This is a genomic window from Pseudomonas morbosilactucae (assembly GCF_023241665.1).
Taxonomy (GTDB): Bacteria; Pseudomonadota; Gammaproteobacteria; order Pseudomonadales; family Pseudomonadaceae; genus Aquipseudomonas; species Aquipseudomonas morbosilactucae.
Map to the genome: position 1 here is coordinate 1 of NZ_JALQCX010000038.1, position 20,429 is coordinate 20,429.

General features: G+C 64.1%; 16 protein-coding genes and 2 pseudogenes. 10 read left to right on the forward strand and 8 right to left on the reverse strand.

Translation table 11 applies throughout. From position 1 onward, the window contains the following. The first annotated feature begins 178 nt into the window (after positions 1–178). From M1B35_RS20340 to M1B35_RS20370, 7 genes and pseudogenes are all read left to right on the forward strand, one after another. Positions 179–759: pseudogene (locus tag M1B35_RS20340) on the forward strand (alpha/beta hydrolase). 57 nt (positions 760–816) lie between these two features. After that, entirely contained in the window at positions 817–1,749 is a 933-nt protein-coding gene (locus M1B35_RS20345) for a sigma 54-interacting transcriptional regulator (RefSeq protein ID WP_268262879.1), read from the forward strand. A 177-nt stretch (positions 1,750–1,926) separates the two neighbouring features. Then, positions 1,927–2,709 carry a MetQ/NlpA family ABC transporter substrate-binding protein gene (locus tag M1B35_RS20350; protein ID WP_123328984.1) on the forward strand — a complete coding sequence of 261 codons (783 nt, stop codon included), beginning with the start codon at positions 1,927–1,929 and terminating at the stop codon, positions 2,707–2,709. Between the two features lie 423 nt (positions 2,710–3,132). Then, a complete protein-coding gene (locus M1B35_RS20355) occupies positions 3,133–3,798 on the forward strand; it encodes an amino acid ABC transporter permease (RefSeq protein ID WP_268262880.1) in 666 nt (221 codons plus the stop codon). Next, positions 3,779–4,438 carry an amino acid ABC transporter permease gene (locus M1B35_RS20360; protein WP_123328988.1) on the forward strand — a complete coding sequence of 220 codons (660 nt, stop codon included), beginning with the start codon at positions 3,779–3,781 and terminating at the stop codon, positions 4,436–4,438. Before M1B35_RS20355 ends, M1B35_RS20360 begins: the two co-directional genes overlap by 20 nt. Beyond that, complete coding sequence (locus tag M1B35_RS20365) at positions 4,435–5,217, forward strand: amino acid ABC transporter ATP-binding protein (RefSeq protein ID WP_123328990.1); 783 nt, start codon at positions 4,435–4,437, stop codon at positions 5,215–5,217. Before M1B35_RS20360 ends, M1B35_RS20365 begins: the two co-directional genes overlap by 4 nt. Further along, the gene (locus M1B35_RS20370; protein ID WP_268262881.1) at positions 5,214–6,098 is read left to right on the forward strand and encodes a transporter substrate-binding domain-containing protein; all 885 of its coding nucleotides are present in this window, start codon (positions 5,214–5,216) and stop codon (positions 6,096–6,098) included. Before M1B35_RS20365 ends, M1B35_RS20370 begins: the two co-directional genes overlap by 4 nt. Before the next feature lie 132 nt (positions 6,099–6,230). Here the strand turns inward: M1B35_RS20370 and M1B35_RS20375 are convergent, their stop codons facing one another. Continuing rightward, positions 6,231–7,406 carry an AAA family ATPase gene (locus tag M1B35_RS20375; RefSeq protein WP_268262882.1) on the reverse strand — a complete coding sequence of 392 codons (1,176 nt, stop codon included), beginning with the start codon at positions 7,404–7,406 and terminating at the stop codon, positions 6,231–6,233. A gap of 169 nt (positions 7,407–7,575) precedes the next feature. On the opposite strand from M1B35_RS20375, the gene M1B35_RS20380 reads away from it, so the two are divergent. The 3 genes and pseudogenes from M1B35_RS20380 to M1B35_RS20390 all read left to right on the forward strand — a co-directional run bounded on the left by M1B35_RS20380 (position 7,576) and on the right by M1B35_RS20390 (position 12,798). After that, entirely contained in the window at positions 7,576–8,670 is a 1,095-nt protein-coding gene (locus tag M1B35_RS20380) for an efflux RND transporter periplasmic adaptor subunit (RefSeq protein ID WP_123328996.1), read from the forward strand. Then, positions 8,667–9,734 (forward strand): efflux RND transporter periplasmic adaptor subunit, encoded by a 1,068-nt coding sequence (locus M1B35_RS20385; protein WP_268262883.1) that lies wholly within the window; start codon positions 8,667–8,669, stop codon positions 9,732–9,734. The genes M1B35_RS20380 and M1B35_RS20385 overlap by 4 nt, the downstream gene beginning before the upstream one ends. Then, positions 9,734–12,798, forward strand: a pseudogene (locus M1B35_RS20390) (efflux RND transporter permease subunit). Before M1B35_RS20385 ends, M1B35_RS20390 begins: the two are co-directional and overlap by 1 nt. A 452-nt stretch (positions 12,799–13,250) precedes the next feature. Here M1B35_RS20390 and M1B35_RS20395 read toward each other — a convergent pair. The 7 genes from M1B35_RS20395 to M1B35_RS20425 form a co-directional block, all read right to left on the reverse strand. Further along, positions 13,251–13,877: a class I SAM-dependent methyltransferase gene (locus tag M1B35_RS20395; RefSeq protein WP_268262884.1), complete on the reverse strand. Its 627-nt coding sequence runs from the start codon at positions 13,875–13,877 to the stop codon at positions 13,251–13,253. Positions 13,878–13,974: 97 nt separating this feature from the next. Continuing rightward, positions 13,975–14,619, reverse strand: a complete 645-nt coding sequence (locus tag M1B35_RS20400; RefSeq protein WP_123329004.1) for a methionine ABC transporter permease — start codon at positions 14,617–14,619, stop codon at positions 13,975–13,977. Beyond that, positions 14,609–15,733 carry a methionine ABC transporter ATP-binding protein gene (locus M1B35_RS20405; RefSeq protein ID WP_268262885.1) on the reverse strand — a complete coding sequence of 375 codons (1,125 nt, stop codon included), beginning with the start codon at positions 15,731–15,733 and terminating at the stop codon, positions 14,609–14,611. The genes M1B35_RS20400 and M1B35_RS20405 overlap by 11 nt, the downstream gene beginning before the upstream one ends. A gap of 1 nt (position 15,734) precedes the next feature. Beyond that, positions 15,735–16,544, reverse strand: a complete 810-nt coding sequence (locus tag M1B35_RS20410) for a MetQ/NlpA family ABC transporter substrate-binding protein (RefSeq protein WP_123329008.1) — start codon at positions 16,542–16,544, stop codon at positions 15,735–15,737. Between the two features lie 55 nt (positions 16,545–16,599). Then, positions 16,600–17,967 (reverse strand): LLM class flavin-dependent oxidoreductase, encoded by a 1,368-nt coding sequence (locus M1B35_RS20415; protein WP_123329010.1) that lies wholly within the window; start codon positions 17,965–17,967, stop codon positions 16,600–16,602. Further along, on the reverse strand, positions 17,967–19,160 hold the full coding sequence (locus M1B35_RS20420) for an SfnB family sulfur acquisition oxidoreductase (protein WP_268262886.1): 1,194 nt from the start codon (positions 19,158–19,160) through the stop codon (positions 17,967–17,969). The genes M1B35_RS20415 and M1B35_RS20420 overlap by 1 nt, the downstream gene beginning before the upstream one ends. Positions 19,161–19,184: 24 nt before the next feature. After that, complete coding sequence (locus tag M1B35_RS20425) at positions 19,185–20,426, reverse strand: SfnB family sulfur acquisition oxidoreductase (protein WP_123329014.1); 1,242 nt, start codon at positions 20,424–20,426, stop codon at positions 19,185–19,187. Positions 20,427–20,429: the final 3 nt, after the last annotated feature.

Consider the following 20,429-nt stretch of genomic DNA (forward strand, 5'->3'; position numbering starts at 1 on the left):
CCTCCAGGGCGGTGCAAGGCTGGGTGACCTGATCGCCGGCAAGCCGGCTCCTACGGCGGTTGTGGGTAAGGGTCGTATATTCTTTTAGAGTCTTAATAAATAGCTTCTTATTCCTTAACGAATATAAATCCCGTCCCTATACTCGATCAGGAACAGACACGCAGCAGGAGAGTTTCCCATGCGCAATGAATCCATTCGTTACCTGATTGTGCCGGGCTGGCAAGGATCGCCAGAAGATCATTGGCAGTCCCACTGGCAAAACAGCCTGCCCAACAGCGCACGGGTGGAACAGGCCGATTGGCTGACGCCTCGTCGTGAAGACTGGGTGGCCGCCCTGGCTGAAGCCATTGCCGCGGACAGCACGCCAGTGATCCTCATCGCCCACAGCCTGGGCTGCATCACTGTGGCGCACTGGGCGGCCCATGCGCCGGTCAGCGCCCTGCGCCAGGTGCGTGGCGCGCTGCTGGTGGCCCCGGCGACGTCGAACGTCCTGCCTGCGTGCCTGCCCTGCGCAATTTTGCGCCCATCCCCACTGACCTGCTGCCGTTCCCCAGCCAAGTGGTCAGCTCCGACAACGACAGCGCCGTGAGTGCGCCGCGTGCCCTGGAGTTGGCCCGTAACTGGGGCGCCGAAGCGGGGATCCTCTCCGGTGCCGGGCATATCAACGTCAAGTCCGGACACCAGCGCTGGGAGCAGGGCTTTGCTTACCTCTATCGCCTGCAAAACCGCATGGAGCACCACGCCCTGCGCCGCGCCTGATTTTTTCCTATTTGTTTAACGCCCCCGTCTTCTGGCGCTTTGGGGCGGGAGCCTGCCATGAGTTTGCAAGAGTCTTTCGGCCAGCCACTGCTGACCTTTCCTGACGCCGACAAGAGCCCCCTGAGCATTCGTGCCAAGGCCCTGGTGTTCGTCGATCCACGTTCACGGCAGTTGCGCCAGGAGCTGGAGCAATTGGCACCGCGCTCCCTGGCGGTGTTGATCCGGGGTGAAACCGGCAGCGGCAAAGAGCTGCTGGCGCGGCATATCCACCGCGCCAGCGACCGTGGCGGCCTGTTCGTTTCGGTGAACTGCGGCGCCATCAGCCCGACCTATGCCGATGCCGAATTGTTCGGTTATGCCGGCGGCAGTTTCAGCGGATCGGCCAGCAGCCGTGCCGGCTGGTTCGGCTCGGCCAACGGCGGCACCCTGTACCTGGACGAGATCGGCGACCTGCCGCTGCCGATCCAGACCAAGCTGCTGGCGGCCCTGGAAAACCACGAAGTGACCCGCGTCGGCGCTCATCAACCGAGCCCGGTGGACGTGCGCCTGGTGGCGGCCACCAGCATCGACCTGGCCCAGGCGGTGGCGGCGGGCAAGTTTCACGAGCGGCTGTATCACTATTTGAGCGAGGGCCAATTGGAGTTGCCGGCATTGCGCGAGCGGGTTGGCGATATCGAATCCCTGGCGGAGTACTTCCTGGGGATCTACAGCCAGCGCCTGGACCTGCCGGTGCCCCTGATCAGCGAAGCGGCCCAGCGCTTGCTGGAGGGCCACAGCTGGCCGGGCAATACCCGGGAGTTGGAGAACGTCATTCACTTCGCTTTGCTGGTCAGCAGTGGCGATGAAATCCTCCCGGAGCACCTCAACCTGCCCCAAGCGCCCGCGCCCTTGGAGCAGATTCAACAGCTGCTGCGGCAAGTGGCCGAGAGTGGTTCGGCGGCAGAGCGCCAAGGCCTGAAGCAATTGTTGCAGGGTATCGACCTGTCCTGAGATGACAGGGTGAGGCCGCTCCTACGGGGGTGGAAGATGAGCAAAATGGAATATGAAGGTGAATAAAAGATATTGTTCGGGAATAAAAAATCTCGGTATCTTCCGCTCCACGCCAGCGATAGCACTTCACTGGCACTCTCATTGAAGCCGTCGTTCACGACACATTAAGGACACTGCATGAAAAAGGTTCTGTTGTTCACCGCACTGGCGGCAGCCCTGACCGCGGGCCTGGCCCAGGCTGGCGAGAAGCTGGTAGTCGCCGCAACGCCGGTGCCCCACGCTGAGATCCTCGAGTTGATCAAGCCGACCCTGGCCAAAGAAGGCGTGGACCTGGAAATCAAAGTCTTCACCGACTACGTCCAGCCCAACGTCCAGGTTGACCAGAAGCGTCTGGATGCCAACTACTTCCAGACCCTGCCGTACCTGAAAAGCTTCAACGAAGGCAAAGGCACTAACCTGGTGACTGTGATCGGCGTACACGTCGAACCCTTCGGCGGCTACTCGAAGAAGGTCAAGTCCCTGGCTGAGCTCAAAGACGGCGCGACCATTGCCATTCCTAACGAAGGCAGCAACAGCGGCCGTGCCCTGATCCTGCTGCAGAAGGCGGGCCTGATCGAACTCAAGGACCCGAAAAACGCCCTGGCGACGCCGAAAGACATCGCCAAGAACCCGCACAACTTCAAGTTCAAAGAGCTTGAATCGGCCATGCTGCCGCGTGTGCTGGACCAGGTCGACCTGGACATGATCAACACCAACTACGCCCTGGAAGCCGGCCTGAACCCGGCCAAGGATGCGCTGGTGATCGAAGGTGCGGATTCGCCGTACGTGAACTTCCTGGTGGCCCGTCCGGACAACAAGGACAGCGCAGCAATCCAGAAGCTGGCCAAGGCCCTGACCAGCCCTGAAGTCAAAGCCTTCATCGAGAAGAAATACAGCGGCGCAGTATTGCCAGCGTTCTGATCGACTACGCTTGTACAGGTAAAACCCCTTCAAGGTTTAAACGCCGACGGCTGTTACAGCGTCGGCGTTTTTTATTGCCTGGAAACAGGCTTGGCGGGGGGCTGGAGGGCCCGGCACAAGGCCGTCAGCCACTTCACCAGGTCCTGAGCATCGAGAGGTTGCGCCGTCTTTGTTTGAGTCATTGGCCGATCATCCCTGTGAGTGTCCCGGGGGCAAGACATCCCGCCTGCCCCGGCAGAAAAAGTAGTCGCTCGGCGCCATCCCGGCAAATCCGAGGGTTAGGTTTTTGGGTGATATCAATATGCTTTAACGGTATTTAAATTCTGCTTTTTATACCTTTAAAGTCTGTGCTTGCCGGGTGGTTACCCACTGCCCAATGGACCGCACCACCGCCGCTGTACCCCAGCGGCGTCAGGACTTTCAATGACCTTCGACTACGCCTTTATCCTCAGCACCCTGCCGGCGTTTCTCAAAGCCGTGGGCGTGACCCTGCAGGTCGGGCTGATCGCCATCGGCACGTCCCTGCTGGTGGCCCTGATCAACGCCTCGATCCTGGTTTTCCGCACCCCTTACCTGCAACGCCTGGTCGGCCTCTATGTAGAGCTGGCCCGCAACACGCCGTTGCTGATCCAACTGTTCTTCGTCTACTTCGCCTTGCCGGCGTTGGGGGTCAAGGTTTCCGGGTTTGCCGCGGCGATCATCACCATGACCTTTCTTGGCGGCGCCTACCTCACCGAGGTGTTGCGCGCCGGTGTCGAAGCCGTGCCCCAGACGCAGCTGGAATCGGGCCGCTCCATCGGCCTGTCGCACTGGCAGTTGCTGCGCTACGTGATCCTGCCCCAGGCCGGGATCCTCAGCCTGCCGTCGCTGTTCGCCAACTTCATTTTCCTGCTCAAGGAAACCACCGTGGTGTCGGCGGTGGCCGTGCCGGAGATTCTCTACACCACCAAGAGCTACATCGCCCTGTACTACAAGACTTACGAAATGCTCGCCGTGCTGACGCTGATCTGCGTGTTGCTGTTCCTGCCCCTGTCGCTGTTGCTCAGCCGTTTGGAAAGGAGGCTCCAGCATGGCCAGTTCGGGTCTTGAGTTGCTCTTGGTGTCCTTGCCGCAACTGGGCAAGGGCGCGGCACAAACCTTGTCCATCTCTTTTCTCAGCATTGCCTTCAGCACCGTGGGCGGCGTGCTCTACGGCGTGCTGCGTACCCTGGAGCGGCGCTGGCTGAATGCACTGCTGCGGGTTTACCTGGAGCTGTTCCGGGCGATCCCGGTGCTGGTCTGGCTGTACCTGCTGTTTTTCGGCTTTCCGATCTTCTTCGGCATCAGCATTCCGAGCTTCTGGTGCGCGGTGCTGGTGCTGTCGTTGTGGGGCGCCAGCGAGGTCGGAGAGGTGGTGCGCGGGGCCCTGCATTCCCTGCCCCGGGGTCAGCGCGAGGCGGGGTTGTCCATCGCCCTGTCCGGCGCTCAGTTGTACGCCTATGTGCTGCTGCCCCAGGCGTTGCGGCGCATGACGCCGCCGACCATCAACGTCTACACGCGGATCATCAAGACTAGCTCCCTGGCGGTGCTGATCGGCGTGGTGGACGTGATCAAAGTGGGCCAGCAGATCATCGAGCGCACCTATGAATCGGTGCTGATCTACGGCGTGCTGTTCCTGTTTTTCTTCTTTATCTGCTACCCGCTGTCGGCCGCTTCCCGCGTGCTGGAGCGCCGCTGGACGCAAGCATGAGCGCATTGATCGAGTTCAAGGGTTTCAACAAATTCTTCGCCGAGCACCAGGTGCTCAACGAGGTCGACCTGAGCGTGGCGTCGGGCGAGGTGATTGTCATCCTCGGCCCCAGCGGCTGCGGCAAAAGCACCTTGCTGCGTTGCCTCAACGGCCTGGAGGCGGCCCACAGCGGCCAGTTGCGCTTCGCCGGACGCGAGCTGCTGGACAAGCACACCGACTGGCGCCAGGTACGTCAGCAGATCGGCATGGTGTTCCAGAGCTACCACCTGTTCCCTCACATGAGCGTGCTCGCCAACCTGCTGCTCGGCCCGCTCAAGGTGCAGAAGCGTCAGCGCGCCGAAGCCCAAGCCCAGGCCGAAGCCCTGCTGGAACGGGTGGGCCTGAGCGACAAGCGCGACGCATTCCCGCGCCAGCTGTCCGGCGGCCAGCAGCAACGCATCGCCATCGTCCGCTCGCTGTGCATGAACCCCGAGGTGATGCTGTTCGACGAGGTCACCGCAGCGCTGGACCCGGAAATGGTCAAGGAGGTACTGCAAGTGATCCAGGGCCTGGCCCGGGACGGCATGACCCTGTTGATCGTGACCCATGAAATGGCCTTCGCCCGGGCTGTGGCCGACCGCATCGTTTTTATGGACGCCGGACGCATCCTTGAGCAAAACACCCCCGAGGCTTTCTTTACGAACCCGCAAACCGCACGCGCGCAGCAGTTCCTGGAGAAGTTCTCCTTCGTTGAAGCACTGCCTAGAAAAGCACCTACACAGGAACTGCAACCCTCATGAAAACTGCCAAGTCTTCGCTGTTACTACTCCCCCTGTTCGGCCTGGCCCTGCTGGCCGGCTGCGATAAAACCGCCGAGGCGCCCAAGCCGGCAGCCTCCAGCGCCAGTGCCGCCCCGGCGGCCGGCTACCTGGACAAGATCAAGGCCCGGGACAAGTTGATTGTCGGGGTATTCACCGACAAGCCGCCGTTCGGTTTCGTCGATGAAACCGGGCGCTACGTGGGTTTTGATACCGATATCGGCCGCCGCTTCGCCAAGGACCTGCTGGGCGACGAGAACAAGGTGGAGTTCGTCGCCGTAGAACCGGCCAGCCGTATTCCGTTCCTGCAAAGCGACAAGGTCGACCTGATCCTGGCCAACATGACCGTGACCCCGGAGCGCAAGGAAGCGGTGGAATTCACCAACCCCAACCTCAAGGTCGCAGTGCAGGCCCTGGTGCCCAACGCCAGCGAAGTGAAGAGCCTGGATGACCTGGCGAGCCGCACCACCATCGTCACCACTGGCACCACGGCGGATGTCTGGCTGACCAAGAACCACCCGGACTGGAAACTGCTGAAGTTCGAGAAAAACTCCGAGTCCCTGCAAGCCCTGGCCAACGGTCGTGGCGATGCCTACGCCCAAGACAACCTGGTGCTGTTCAGCTGGGCCAAGCAAAACCCGGGTTACCGCGTGCTGGAGCAGAAACTCGGGGACGAGGCGCCCATCGCACCGGCGGTGAAGAAGGGCAATATCGAGCTGCGTGACTGGGTCAACGCCGAACTGGCCAAGCTGGGCGAAGAGCAGTACTTGCTCAAGCTGTATGACCAGTACGTGCGTAAAGAGCTGAGCGACGACACCAAGCCCGAGAGCGTGATTGTCGAAGGCGGCAAGTGGCAGGGCTGACCCCTTCTCCCTCCGCGTAGGAGCTGGCTTGCCAGCGAAGGCGTCCGTGAGGGCGGTGCGGGGCTTGAGGGCCTTTTCGCCAGCAAGCTGGCTCCTACGGGGGGCATGGCAATCGGGGCCGGCGGGGACGCTTCAATCCGGCCAATGCCACGCTGGCTCATCGAGCATCCCTTGGCCGACCAATTCGGTCTGGCCGAGGGTCTTCTCCAGCACGATGGAGTTGCACGCGGGGTCTTGCTGCAAGGCCGCGATCAGGCGGCTGGCATGGGACACCACCCACACCTGGCACTGGGTCGAGGCGCGGCTGATCAGCCGCGCCAAGGCCGGCAACAGGTCCGGGTGCAGGCTGGTTTCCGGTTCGTTGAGCACCATCAGCGTCGGCGGCCGTGGGGTCAGCAAGGCCGCCACCAGCAGCAGGTAGCGCAAGGTGCCGTCCGACAACTCCGCTGCCGACAACGGTCGCAGCAACCCTTCCTGATAGAACTCAATGGCGAAACGGCCGCCCTGCAGGCGGGCGATCTCCAGGCGTGCGCCGGGGAAGGCGTCGCTGATGGCACCGTGCAGCGCTTCGGGGTCACCGATTTCCAGAATGGTCTGTAGCGCCGCCGCCAGGTCGCGGCCGTCGTGATGCAGCACCGGCGTGCGGGTGCCCAGTTGCGGCTGGCGCGCCGGGGCCTCGGCATCGCTGCGAAAGTGATCATAAAAACGCCAGCCACGGATGTTCTCCCGCAGCAGCAGGACTTCGGGCGACGAACGCAGGCTGCCAACCTGGTCGAACAGGCTGTCGAAGGTCGCGGTGTGTTGCGCAATCACCTCCCAGTCGCGCCCCTCACGGGTACGGATCATCGGCCCGGCGCGGCCCACCAGCAGGCTGGCCGGGCGATACAGCGGGCCGGCCCAGATGCATTCCTTCTTGATTTCCGGGTCCAGGGCAAAGGCCGAGAGGTTCATGGGCGGTGGTGGGTCCGGCAGGCCCAGGGAAATGGCGTAGCTGAAATCCTCGGCGGCAAAGCCCAGGCGCAACCGGGTGACCTTCTTGCGCGGGCCGCCGCCCTCAATGGCCACCTCGCCGTTGCGCATGCGTCGGCTGATGCTCTCCGGGCCGGCCCAGAAGGTCGATTGCAGGCCGCCTTCCCGGGCCAGGGCGTTGACCACGCCGCCCTGGGCCGTCTCTGCCAGCAGGCGCAAGGCGCGGTACAGGTTCGACTTGCCGCTGCCGTTGGGGCCGGTGATCAGGTTCAGCCGCTCCAGGCCAATCACCAGTTTGTTGATCGAACGGTAATTGGCCACCGCCAGGGTCTTGAGCATCCCGGGTCTCCTTTTCTAGGGTGGGCAGTGTGCCTGAATCTGCCGCTTTCAGGGGCGCGCAGGGGGCTTCGCGGCAATCTCCAAAAGCCTTCGTGCAGCGGTTGAACCCTGTTCTAAGCTCAGAGTCGTAACCTCACTTGGCACGACAGCTTCACGCAAAGGAGCCTGCATGGCTGCGCTTATTTCAAAGTGGACAGTGGGTCTGAGCCTGTTGGCGCTGCTCGGCGGCTGCGGCGCAGAAAAACCGACGGAAAAAGAGCGGCCCCGGGTTCGGGTGCAAGCGGTGAGCACCACCGACTTCGCGCCCTCGGTGACCTTGACCGGGGACGTCCAGGCGCGGGTCCAGACCGAGCTATCGTTTCGCGTGGGCGGCAAGATCATCCAGCGCTCGGTGGACGTCGGCCAGCGTGTCTCCGCCCAGCAAGTATTGGCCCGCCTCGACCCCAAGGACTTGCAGACCAACGTCGATTCCGCCGCCGCCTCGGTGTTCGCCGAGCAGGCCCGGGTCAAGCAGACCAGCGCGGCCTTTGTGCGCCAGCAAAAGCTGTTGCCCAAGGGCTACACCAGCCGCAGTGAATACGATTCGGCCCAGGCGGCCCTGCGCAGCAGCCAGAGCGCCCTGACCGCCGCCCAGGCGCAACTGGCCAATGCCAAGGAACAACTGAGCTACACGGCCCTGGTCGCTGAGGCTCCAGGGGTGATTACCGCGCGCCAGGCCGAAGTCGGCCAGGTGGTGCAGGCCACCGTGCCGATCTTCAGCCTGGCCCGCGATGGCGAGCGTGACGCGGTGTTCAACGTGTATGAATCGCTGTTGGTGGACCCGCCCAAGGACGCCACCATCAGCGTCAGCCTGCTGGACAACCCGTCGATCAAGGCCACCGGCACGGTGCGGGAAATCACCCCTGTGGTGTCGGCCGAGAGCGGCACGGTGCAGGTCAAGGTGGCCCTGCACGACCTGCCGCCGGGCATGGACCTGGGTTCGGTGGTCAGCGCCACCGCCAGCGTGCCGGGCAAGGCCAGCGTCGAGCTGCCCTGGTCGGCCCTGACCAAGGACCTGCGCGACCCGGCGGTGTGGCTGGTGGGCGAGGACGGCAAGGCCGCGCTGCACAAGGTCACGGTGGCACGCTACCTGACCGGCAAGGTGATCATTGGTGACGGCCTCAAGGGCGGCGAGAAAGTCGTGGTGGCCGGTGGGCAACTGTTGCACCCGGGCATGTTGGTCGAAGTGGCCGACGATGCCCGCACCCAGGGAGCCAAGCCATGAAGCGCCTGTCGCTGCTGCTGTGCGCCGTGGCCGTGCTGGCCGGCTGCTCCAAGCAAGAGCCGGCCGTGGAACCGGTGCGGCCGGTGCTGTCGCTGGAGGTCAAGGCTGAAGCCGAGGAAAGCCTCGGGCGCTTTGCCGGGAACATCCAGGCCCGCTACGAAACCAACCTGGGCTTCCGCGTGCCAGGGCGGATCGCCAACCGCAATGTGGACGTCGGCGCCCAAGTCGAGCCGGGCGCCTTGCTGGCGACCCTGGACCCCACCGACCAGCAGAACCAGTTGCGCGCCGCCGAGGGCGACCTGGCTCGGGTCGAGGCGCAGTGGATCAACGCCCAGGCCAATGCCCGGCGCCAGCAGGAGTTGTTCGATCGCGGGGTCGGTGCCCAGGCCCAACTGGACATCGCCCTGACTGACTTGAAGACCACCGGCGCCTCCCTCGACCAGGCCAAGGCCTCGGTCAGCCAGGCCCGGGACCAGCTCAATTACAGTGAATTGCGCAGTGACCACGGCGGCGTGGTCACCGCCTGGAATGCCGAGGCCGGGCAGGTGGTGACCGCCGGCCAGCAGGTGGTGACCCTGGCCCGGCCGGACATCAAGGAAGCGGTGATCGACCTGCCGGCCAGCCTGGTGGACCAGTTGCCGGAGGGTGTGCTGTTCACCGTGGCGGCCCAGTTGGACCCGAGCATCAGCACCCGCGCCACAGTGCGCGAGATCGAGCCCCAGGCCCAGAGCGCCACCCGCACCCGGCGTGCGCGCCTGACCCTGCTCGACACCCCGGACGCCTTTCGCCTGGGCACGGCCATCAGCGTGACCCTCAGTTCAGCCATCGAACCGCGCACTCGGCTGCCCCTGTCGGCCCTGCAGGAGGTGGACGGCAAGGCGCGCATCTGGGTGATCGACACTCAGCAACAGACGGTGGCCCCGCGTGACGTCACGGTGCTCAGCCGCGACGCCGATTCGGCCCTGATCAGCCAGGGCGCCACGCCCGGCGAGCGCATCGTCAGTGCCGGCGTCAACAGCCTCAAACCGGGACAGAAAGTCAAAATCGACGAGGACAGCCAGTGATGACGCCCGCCAGCAAAGGAAGCTTCAACCTGTCCGAGTGGGCCATCAAACATCAGTCGTTCGTCTGGTATTTGATGTTCGTCGCCCTGCTGATGGGCGTGTTCTCCTACATGAACCTGGGGCGTGAAGAAGACCCGTCCTTCACCATCAAGACCATGGTGATCCAGACCCGCTGGCCCGGTGCGACTCAGGAAGAAACCCTGAAGCAGGTCACCGACCGCATCGAGAAAAAGCTCGAGGAACTGGACTCCCTCGACTACGTGAAAAGCTACACCCGCCCCGGCGAGTCGACGGTGTTCGTCTACCTGCGCGACACCACCAGTGCCAAGGACATCCCCGAGATCTGGTACCAGGTGCGCAAGAAGATCGACGATATCCGCGGCAGCTTTCCCCAGGGCCTGCAGGGGCCGGCCTTCAACGATGAGTTCGGTGACGTGTTCGGTTCGGTGTACGCCTTTACCGCTGACGGCCTGAGCATGCGCCAGCTGCGCGACTACGTGGAGCAGGTGCGGGCGGAGATTCGCGAGGTGCCGAACCTGGGCAAGGTGGAGATGGTCGGCGAGCAGGACGAGGTGATTTACCTCAACTTCTCGACCCGCAAGCTCGCCGCCTTGGGCATCGACCAGCGCCAAGTGGTGCAAAGCCTGCAATCGCAGAACGCCGTGACCCCGGCCGGGGTGATCGAAGCCGGGCCGGAGCGGATTTCCGTGCGCACCTCGGGGCAATTCGCCTCCGAGAAGGACCTGGCCACGGTCAACCTGCGGCTCAATGACCGCTTCTATCGCCTGGCGGACATTGCCGAAATCAGCCGCGGTTACGTCGACCCTTCGACGCCGCTGTTCCGCTTCAACGGCCAGCCGGCCATCGGCCTGGCGATTGCCATGAAGAAGGGCGGCAATATCCAGGACTTCGGCAAGGCCCTGCATGCGCGCATGGATGAGCTGACCGCCGACCTGCCGGTGGGCGTTGGCGTGCACAAGGTGTCGGACCAGGCCGAGGTGGTGGAAGAGGCCGTCGGCGGCTTCACCAGCGCGTTGTTCGAGGCGGTGATCATCGTGCTGGTGGTGAGTTTTATCAGCCTCGGCGTGCGGGCCGGCCTGGTGGTGGCCTGCTCGATCCCGTTGGTGCTGGCCATGGTGTTTGTGTTCATGGAGTACAGCGGCATCACCATGCAGCGCATTTCCCTGGGCGCCCTGATCATCGCCCTTGGGCTCTTGGTGGACGACGCCATGATCACCGTGGAGATGATGGTCACGCGCCTGGAAATGGGCGAGAGCAAGGAGCAAGCGGCGACCTTCGCCTACACCTCCACGGCCTTCCCCATGCTCACCGGAACCCTGGTGACCGTGGCCGGATTTGTGCCGATCGGCCTCAACGCCAGCTCGGCCGGCGAATACACCTTCACCCTGTTCGCGGTGATTGCCGTGGCGATGCTGGTGTCCTGGGTGGTGGCGGTGCTGTTCGCTCCGGTGATCGGCATTCACATCCTCAGTGCCAAGGTGAAACCCCATTCCGAAGAGCCGGGCCGGGTGGGCCGGGCATTCAATGGCGGCTTGCTGTGGGCCATGCGCAACCGCTGGTGGGCCATCGGCATCACCGTGCTGTTGTTCGCGGCCTCGGTGTTCTGCATGGGCTTTGTGCAGAACCAGTTTTTTCCGTCCTCGGACCGCCCGGAAATCCTCGTCGACCTCAACCTGCCGCAGAATGCCTCGATCAACGAGACCCGTCTGGCGGTGGACCGCCTGGAGGCGACCCTCAAGGACGATCCGGACATCGAGCGCTGGAGCACCTACATCGGTGAGGGTGCGATCCGTTTCTACCTGCCCCTGGATCAGCAACTGCAGAACCCCTATTACGCCCAGCTGGTGATCGTCAGCAAAGGCCTGGAGCAGCGCACGGCCCTGACCCAACGTTTACAGCAGCGCTTGCGCGAGGACTTCGTCGGCATCGGCAGTTACGTCCAGGCCCTGGAAATGGGCCCCCCCGTGGGGCGGCCGATCCAGTACCGGGTCAGCGGCAAGGACATCGACCTGGTGCGCAAGCACGCCATCGACCTGGCCACCGAGCTGGACCGCAACCCGCACATCGGCGAGATCATCTACGACTGGAACGAGCCCGGCAAAGTCCTGCGCATCGACATCGCCCAGGACAAGGCGCGGCAGTTGGGCCTGTCCTCCGAGGACGTGTCGAAGCTGATGAACGGCATCGTCAGCGGCTCCACCGTGACCCAGGTGGACGACGATATTTACCTGGTGAACGTGGTCGGGCGCGCCGACGACAGCGAGCGCGGCAGCCCGGAAACCTTGCAGAACCTGCAGATCGTCACCCCCAGCGGCACCTCGATTCCGCTGCTGGCGTTTGCCACGGTGCGGTACGAACTGGAGCAGCCACTGGTCTGGCGGCGGGACCGCAAGCCGACCATCACCATCAAGGCTGCGGTGCGCGATGAGATCCAGCCCACGGACCTGGTCAAGCAGTTGAAGCCGGCGATCGAGCAGTTCGCTTCGCAGTTGCCGGCCGGTTATTCGGTGGCCACGGGCGGCACCGTGGAAGAAAGCGGCAAGGCCCAGGGACCGATTGCCAAGGTGGTGCCATTGATGCTGTTCCTAATGGCCACCTTCCTGATGATCCAGTTGCACAGCGTGCAGAAGCTGTTCCTGGTGGCCAGCGTGGCCCCCTGGGGTTGATCGGCGTGGTCCTGGCGCTGGTGCCCACCGGCACGCCCATGGGCTTTGTGGCGATCCTCGGGATTCTGGCGCTGATCGGCATCATCATCCGCAACTCGGTGATCCTGGTGACCCAGATCGACGCCTTCGAACGAGACGGCTATTCGCCCTGGGACGCGGTGGTGCAAGCCACGGAACACCGTCGCCGACCAATCCTGCTGACCGCCGCAGCGGCCAGCCTGGGGATGATCCCGATTGCCCGGGAAGTGTTCTGGGGGCCGATGGCCTACGCCATGATCGGCGGGATCATCGTCGCCACCCTGCTGACCCTGCTGTTCCTCCCGGCGCTGTACGTGGCCTGGTACAAAATCAAGGAGCCCACCCAAAAAACCTCGTAAACCGCCATCGCCGGCAAGCCGGCTCCTACAACGGTTGGGCATTTGTTTTTCTGTAGGCGCTGGCTTGCCAGCGATGAGGCCCGCCAGACGAGCGCCCGATCCGCAACCGCCATCGCCGGCAAGCCGGCTCCTACAACGGTTGGGCATTTGTTTTTCTGTAGGAGCTGGCTTGCCAGCGATGAGGCCCGCCAGACGAGCGCCCTGTCCGAAACCGCCATCGCCGGCAAGCCGGCTCCTACAACGGTTGGGCATTTGTTTTTCTGTAGGAGCTGGCTTGCCAGCGATGGGGCCCACAAGACGAGCGCCCCATTCGAAACCGCCATCGCCGGCAAGCCGGCTCCTACAACGGTTGGGCATTTGTTTTTCTGTAGGAGCTGGCTTGCCAGCGATGAGGCCCGCCAGACGAGCGCCCGATCCGAAACCGCCACCGTCGGCAAGCCGGCTCCTACAAATCAGGCCTTGCGCCAAACGCTGGCCAGCCATGGTTGTTGTTCCCGGGGCAGGCCGGCGGGGCGGTAGTAATGTTCCAACTCGACAAACCCGGCCTCCGCGAGCAGCGCCTGCCAGGCCGCAAGGTCGTGATAGGCGCCGTAGCGTGGGCCGTTCCAGCCTTCCTGGTTGTCGCCCCGGGGGTTGGAGCTGAACAGCACGCCACCGGGTTTCAATGTGCTGTGCAGTTGCTTGAGCACCCGGGGCAGTTCCTGGCGAGGAATATGGAATAGCACCGCATTGGCGAAGATGCCGTCGAAGCGCTCATCCGGCAGATCAAGCTTGAGGAAGTCCTGCTGCCAAACCTCGCAACCGCTGTCTTCCCGGGCCATCTGGGCAAAGCGCTCGGAGCCGTCGAGGCCCACGGCAACATGCCCCAGGCGGGTGAAGGTTTGCAGGTCGCGCCCGGGGCCGCAGCCAAAATCCAGCACGTTGAACGGGGCCGAACCCTGGAGATGTCGCAGCAGCGCGTCGATGTTCTGGCTGACGTCGTGGTCGCGGGTGCCTTCGCGGAAACCGTCGGCCACTTGGTTGTAATGGCCGAGGGTGGTGGCGGTGATGCTGGCGAGGTCGTCGGGGGCGAGTTTCATGGCGGGCTGCGCTGGCTGGAGAATGGTGCCCAATATACCCCCAGATGGCCGCCCTGAGGGCTGGATCGCGACGGCGCGGCAACCCGCGCCGCGCTCCTCAACGCTTGTTCAGCACCCGCGCCAGGCGATCGCCGCCGAGCTGGATGGCGGCCACCAGAATCACCAGCAGCACGATCACCGTGAGCATGATCTGGCTATCGAAACGCTGGTAGCCGTAGCGATAGGCGATGTCGCCCAGGCCGCCCGCACCAATGGCGCCGGCCATGGCCGAGGAGTTGATCATGGTCACCAGGGTGATGGTGAAACCACCGACAATGCCCGGCAAGGCTTCGGGCAACAGCACATGCCAAACGATATGCCAGCGTCGGCAGCCCATGGCTTGGGCGGCCTCGATCAAACCGTGGTCGACTTCCCGCAGGCTGACTTCGGCAATTCGCGCAAAGAACGGCGTTGCGGCAATGGTCAGGGGCACCACAGCGGCCCAGACGCCATAGGTGGTACCGACAATCAGCCGGGTAAAGGGAATCAGCGCCACCATCAGGATCAGGAACGGGATCGAGCGAAACAGGTTCACAAAGGCCCCCAGGGCCCGGTTCAGGGTCGGTGCCTCGTAGATCCCGCCCTTGCCGCTGGTGACCAGGATCACCGCCAGGGGAATCCCCGCCAGCAGGGCAATCAGCGACGACACGCCGACCATCAGGAAGGTGTCGATGACCCCTTGCAGCAAACGATCAAACCACATAACCCAGCACCTCCACCTGTTGTGCCCACTGGCTGGCACGCTGACGCAGCGCCTCGGCGTCCAGCGGCGAAGCCGTCACTGCCAGCAGCAATTGCCCCAGGGCGTGGCCCTGGATCCGTTCCACGCCGCCTTGGAGCAAGCGCACCTTGCCGCCGAGGGCGTTGAACAGCGCGGCCAGGTCCGGCTCTTCGCGTTGGCTGCCGGTGAACTGCAGGCGCAGCACCAGGGCCGCGTCCGCGGACGGCGATTGCTCCTGCAGGCGGCTTTGTAGCTCCTCGGGCAGGCTGTGTTGCAGCGGCGCCAGCAACGTTTTGCTGACCTCGTGCTGCGGGTTGCCGAAGACTTCCCAGACCGGCCCCTGCTCGACCACGTGCCCATGTTCCAGGACCACCACCCGGTCGCAGATATCACGGATCACCGCCATCTCGTGGGTGATCAGGATGATGGTCAGGCCCAGGCGCTGATTGATCTCTTTGAGCAGGCCGAGAATCGACTGGGTGGTCTCCGGGTCCAGAGCCGAGGTGGCTTCGTCGCACAGCAGAATCGCCGGGTCGTGGACCAGGGCCCGGGCGATCCCCACCCGTTGTTTCTGCCCGCCGGAAAGCTGCGCCGGGTAGGCCTTGTGCTTGTCTTGCAGGCCCACCAGTTCCAGCAGCTCGCGGACCTTGCGCTCACGCTGTTCCTTGGGCACGCCGGCCACCTTCAGCGGCAGCTCGACGTTCTGCCACACGGTCTTGGCCGACATCAGGTTGAAGTGCTGGAAGATCATGCCAATGCGTCGGCGCAGCTCCACCAGGCGGTCTTCGTCGAAGTCGCCGATGTCCACCTGGTCGATCAGCACCCGGCCGCTGGAGGGTTGCTCCAGGCGGTTGATGGTGCGGATCAGCGACGACTTGCCGGCGCCGCTGCGGCCGATGATGCCGAACACTTCACCGTGCTGGATCGCCAGGTCGATGCCGTGCAGGGCGTGCACCGGGCCTTGCTGGCCCTGGTAGGTCTTGGTCAGGCCGATAAACCGCACGTGGGCACGGTTCAGCTCGGGGTGCAGTTGGGCCTGAACCGCGCTCTGGGGCGCAGGTTCCGGCCGTGGGCGCTGGAGGCTGGCGACGCTCATATCAGCCTTCCCAGCCGGCTTGGTAGAGCTTGCCGTGGGCTTTATCCAGGGCGGCGCGCACTGCCGGCGAATGCTGGTAGATGTCGACGAACTTGATCAGCCGCGGGTCGGTCTTGGTCTTCGGCTGGATCACGAACTGGATCACGTATTCCTTGTGGTCGAGACCGTCGAACAGCAGGGCCGACTCGGCATCGAAGGTCTTGGCCAGGCGGATATAGGCCGGGTAGCCCTGAACCAGGTCGGCGTCGTCATAGGCACGGACCAGTTGCACGGCTTCGACCTGGAGGATCTTGATCTTCTTCGGGTTGCTGACGATGTCGTCTTCGGTAGCCTTGTAGCCCACGCCAGGCTTGAGGGTAATCAAGCCGGCCTTGGCCAGCAGTTGCAGGCCGCGCCCGCTGTTGATCGGGTCGTTGGCGATGGCCACGCTGGCGCCTTCAGGCAGCTCGGCGAAGCTTTTGTATTTCTTCGAGTAGAGGCCGACGTTGTTGATGATGCCCGGGGCGAAAGGCACCAGGTCGAAGCCGGCAGCCGCCTTGGCATTTTCCAGGAACGGGATGTGCTGGAAGTAATTCACGTCGATGTCGCCGGCGGCCAGGCTGACGTTGGGCGCGATCCAGTCGGTGAACTCCACCAGCTCGACTTTCAGGCCTTGTTTATCGGCTTCGGCGACGGCGGCTTCCAGGGGAATGGCGAAGGCGGCGGTGGTGCCGACTTTCAGGGGTTTGTCCGCGGCGAATACGGCGCCGCTGAACAGGCCGAGGGCGAGGACCAGGGCTTTGATCGGGTGGCTCAGGCGGGTGTTTTTCATGATGTTCGGGTCCAGTCGGGGCTAGGGGGTAGGCATCGGCTTACCGGCGAGGCGCTCAGCGGCGATAGGCCGCGCCAGTGTGTTGTTCGGGCAGTTGCGCGTCGTGCTGGAACAGCTTCTCGCGCAGGGTGCCGCTGTCGTACGCGGTTTTGTAGGAACCGCGCCGCTGCAATTCCGGGATCACCAGGTCGATGAAATCCACATAGCTTTCCGGGGTGACGATGCGGGTCAGGTTGAAGCCGTCCAGGCCGGTTTCGGCGATCCAGGATTCCAGCTCGTCGGCCACCTGGGTCGGTGAACCGACCACGGTGATGTAGCGGCCGCCGAGGGCGTGCTGGTCGAGTAATTTGCGCCGGGTCCAGTCGTTGTTCTGCAGGTTCTTGGTGGCCGACTGGATGGCGTTGCTTTTCACGTACTGGATCGGTTCGTCGATTTCGTACTGGGCAAAGTCGATCCCGGTGGAGGCCGAGAAATGCGCCACGCCGGCTTCGGCGCTGGCATGGCTGCGGTACTCGGCCTGCTTGGCCCAGGCCGCTTCCTCGGTGGGCGCGACGATGACGTTGAGGCCCATGAACACCTTGACGTCCTCGGCCTTGCGCCCGGCGGCCACAGCGCTGGCGCGGACCTTGTCCACCTGGACCTTGGTCGACGCCTTGTTCTGCCCGCTGATAAACACGCACTCAGCGTGACGCCCGGCGAACAGCAAACCGCGATCCGAACTGCCGGCCTGGAACAGCACTGGGGTGCGTTGTGGCGAGGGCTCGCACAGGTGATAGCCGCTGACCTGGTAGAACTCGCCCTGGTGCTCGACCTTGTGCACCTTGTCGGGCTGGGCATAGATGCGCTGCTCGCGATCATTGACCACGGCGTCGTTTTCCCAGCTGCCTTCCCAGAGTTTGTACAGCACCTCCAGGTACTCATCGGCCTGGTCGTAGCGGCGGTCGTGTTCGATCTGTTGCTGCAGGCCCATGGCCTTGGCGGCGCTGTCCAGGTAGCCGGTGACGATGTTCCAGCCGACCCGGCCACGGCTCAGGTGGTCGAGGGTGGACAGGCGCCGGGCGAACAGATACGGCGCCTCGTAGGTCAGGTTGGCGGTCAGGCCGAAGCCGAGGTTCTTGGTCACCGCGGCCATCGCCGAGACCAGCAGCAGCGGGTCGTTGACCGGCAGTTGGATGGCCTCCTTGAGGGGCACGTCCACCGAGTTCTGGTAGACGTCGTAGACCCCGACGATGTCGGCGATAAACAGCCCGTCGAACAACCCGCGCTCCAACAGTTGGGCGAGCTCGGTCCAGTACTCGATGGTCTTGTACTGGGTCGAGTTGTCCCGTGGATGGGTCCACAGGCCGTGGTTGATGTGCCCGATGCAGTTCATGTTGAAGGCATTGAGCAGGATCTTTTTCTTGCCGGTTTCAAGCGCAGCCATCAGATCGTCCCCCGCAGCGGCGGGTTCTGCTGATTGAGGTAGTAGTTACCCACCGCGTGGTACTTCCAGCGCACCGGGTCGTGCAGGGTGTGCACCCGGGCGTTGCGCCAGTGGCGGTCGAGGCCGTGCTCGGCCAGGGTCGCCTGGCTGCCGGCCAGCTCGAACAGGGTGGTGCCGGCGGCCAGGGAAATCTCGGTGCTGATGGCTCGGGTTTCCGCCACGGCGATCGAGGCGGCGGCCACGCTGTCGGCGTTGGTCGCGGCCTGGGCGCTGTCGAGCAGTTCCCCGGCGCGTTCCAGCAGCGCCTCGGTGGCGTGCAGGCGAACGCTCAGGTGGCCGAAGCTTTTCAGGGTCAGCGGGTCGTCCGTGGCTTTGTCGTTGCCGGAGTCGATCCACGGCCGGGTCTTGGTACGCACGAAATGCAGAGCGTCTTCATAGGCGGCGCGGGCGATACCCGCATCGATGGCGGCGTGGAGGATCTGCGCCAGCGGGCCGACGGTGGTCGGGCGCTCGAAGGCGCTCTGGAACGGCACCACATCGGCGGCGGCTACGTAGACGTTGTCGAACACCACCGAACCGCTGCCGGTGGTGCGCTGGCCAAAGCCGCTCCAGTCGTCGAGCACTTCCAGGCCCTGGCTGTCGGCCGGGACAAACGCCAGTTGCTGCACGCCCTGTTCATCCACCACCGAGGTGGGAATGCGCTGGGCGTAGAGGGCACCGGTGGAGTAGAACTTGCGTCCGTTGATGCGGTAGCCGTCGCCGTCCCGGGTCAGGCGGGTGGTGCGGTCGTTGGCGGTTTTGGTGCCCAGTTCGGCCAGGGCATTGCCGAAGCGCTGGCCGGCCAGGACCTCGGCGTACAGGCGTTGTTTCTGCTCAGGGCTGCCGTTCACCCGCAGCACTTCCAGGGCGTAGAAATGGTTTTGCGGAATCTGCCCGAGGGAGCCATCGGCCTGGGCGATCAAGGCAATGACCTTGGCCAGGGTGACGTTGGACACACCGGCGCCACCGTATTCCTTCGGCACGCTGATGCCCCACAGGCCGGAGCGGGAGAACGCCTCCAGTTCTGGGTGCGGCAGGCGGCGCTCGCGGTCGCGCAGGGCACTGTCGCGCTTGAAGTCTTCAGCGAGGTCGGTAGCGACGATCAGGGCTTGCTCATCGCTGGTGATGACCGCGACGTGGTGAGAAAAAGTCATGTGTTTCTCCAGAGGTCTGGTCGGTTAAATCCAGGAGTGACGAGCCGGCAGCGTGCCATTGAGGTGATAAGCGCCCACTGCGTGGTACTTCCAGCGCACCGGGTCGTGCAGGGTGTGCACCCGGGCGTTGCGCCAGTGGCGGTCAAGGTTGAATTCTTCAAGCGTGGCACGGCTGCCCGCCAGCTCGAACAGCTTCTCGCTGGCCAGCAGGGAAATTTCGGTGGTGAGGATCTTGGCGTGGGCCACGGCAATCGAAGCACGGGCCGCGGACTCGGCGGTGAGCGGCGCGGCGCTGACCTGGTCCAGCACCTGGCCGGCCTTGCGCAGCAGGGCTTCGGCGGCGTGCAACTCGATCTTCAGCTTGCCGATGTCGGCGATCACATACAGGTCGTCGCTGGCCCGCTCGACCTGGGCATCGACCCAGGGCCGCGAACGTTCGCGAACGAATTCAATGGCGTCGTCGATGGCCGCGCGGGCGATGCCGGCGTCGATGGCCGCCTGGATCAACTGCGACACCGCACCCTGGGTGTTCGGCGATTCGTTGATCCGCCAGTTATCCAGGACCAGCTCGGCCTCGACCCGCACGTTGTTGAGCAAGATGGTGCCACTGGCGGTGGTGCGCTGACCGAAGCCCGACCAGTCGTCGACAATGCGCAGGCCCGGCGTGCCGCGGCGGACGAAGGCCAGCACTTGCTTGCCGTCATCGTTGAGCGCCTTGACCGCCACCCAATGGGCGAACAGGGCGCCGGTGGAGTAGAACTTCTGGCCATTGATGACGTAGCCATCGCCGTCCGCGGTGATGCGTGCCTTGAGTTCCAGGGTGTGCTTGGTGCCGCGTTCGGGGCCGGCGTTACCAATCCGCCAGCCGTCCAGCACGCTTTGCAGCAGTTGTTTTTTCTGCCGCTCGGTGCCGCTGCCGAGAATCAGGTTGATCACGCCGAACTGGTTCTGGGGGATTTGTCCCAGGGCCGGGTCGGCGGCGGAAATAATGGCGAACACCTCTGCCAGGGTCACGAACGACACCTGGGGGCCGCCGTATTCACGGGGGATGGCGATGCTGCCGAGGCCGCTGCGGGTGAACTGCTCGATCTCGGCCCAAGGCAACTTGCGCTGGCGATCACGGCGGGCTGCTTGCTGGCGGGCCACGGCGGCCAATTCATGGGCGGCTTGCAGGGCCTGGGCGTCGTTGTGCAGCACTTGGGCGGGCAACAACAGCGGGGCGATATCCAGGTCGCTCTGGACCTGTGCGTCGGTCAAGCTGGACATCAG

What these genes read in the sequence shown, in the direction of transcription:
- M1B35_RS20345 (WP_268262879.1), top strand. Translation starts at nt 817, where the DNA reads ATGAGTTTGCAAGAGTCTTTCGGCCAGCCACTGCTGACCTTTCCTGAC.
- M1B35_RS20350 (WP_123328984.1), top strand. Translation starts at nt 1,927, where the DNA reads ATGAAAAAGGTTCTGTTGTTCACCGCACTGGCGGCAGCCCTGACCGCG.
- M1B35_RS20355 (WP_268262880.1), top strand. Translation starts at nt 3,133, where the DNA reads ATGACCTTCGACTACGCCTTTATCCTCAGCACCCTGCCGGCGTTTCTC.
- M1B35_RS20360 (WP_123328988.1), top strand. Translation starts at nt 3,779, where the DNA reads ATGGCCAGTTCGGGTCTTGAGTTGCTCTTGGTGTCCTTGCCGCAACTG.
- M1B35_RS20365 (WP_123328990.1), top strand. Translation starts at nt 4,435, where the DNA reads ATGAGCGCATTGATCGAGTTCAAGGGTTTCAACAAATTCTTCGCCGAG.
- M1B35_RS20370 (WP_268262881.1), top strand. Translation starts at nt 5,214, where the DNA reads ATGAAAACTGCCAAGTCTTCGCTGTTACTACTCCCCCTGTTCGGCCTG.
- M1B35_RS20375 (WP_268262882.1), bottom strand. Translation starts at nt 7,406, where the DNA reads ATGCTCAAGACCCTGGCGGTGGCCAATTACCGTTCGATCAACAAACTG.
- M1B35_RS20380 (WP_123328996.1), top strand. Translation starts at nt 7,576, where the DNA reads ATGGCTGCGCTTATTTCAAAGTGGACAGTGGGTCTGAGCCTGTTGGCG.
- M1B35_RS20385 (WP_268262883.1), top strand. Translation starts at nt 8,667, where the DNA reads ATGAAGCGCCTGTCGCTGCTGCTGTGCGCCGTGGCCGTGCTGGCCGGC.
- M1B35_RS20395 (WP_268262884.1), bottom strand. Translation starts at nt 13,877, where the DNA reads ATGAAACTCGCCCCCGACGACCTCGCCAGCATCACCGCCACCACCCTC.
- M1B35_RS20400 (WP_123329004.1), bottom strand. Translation starts at nt 14,619, where the DNA reads ATGTGGTTTGATCGTTTGCTGCAAGGGGTCATCGACACCTTCCTGATG.
- M1B35_RS20405 (WP_268262885.1), bottom strand. Translation starts at nt 15,733, where the DNA reads ATGAGCGTCGCCAGCCTCCAGCGCCCACGGCCGGAACCTGCGCCCCAG.
- M1B35_RS20410 (WP_123329008.1), bottom strand. Translation starts at nt 16,544, where the DNA reads ATGAAAAACACCCGCCTGAGCCACCCGATCAAAGCCCTGGTCCTCGCC.
- M1B35_RS20415 (WP_123329010.1), bottom strand. Translation starts at nt 17,967, where the DNA reads ATGGCTGCGCTTGAAACCGGCAAGAAAAAGATCCTGCTCAATGCCTTC.
- M1B35_RS20420 (WP_268262886.1), bottom strand. Translation starts at nt 19,160, where the DNA reads ATGACTTTTTCTCACCACGTCGCGGTCATCACCAGCGATGAGCAAGCC.
- M1B35_RS20425 (WP_123329014.1), bottom strand. Translation starts at nt 20,426, where the DNA reads ATGTCCAGCTTGACCGACGCACAGGTCCAGAGCGACCTGGATATCGCC.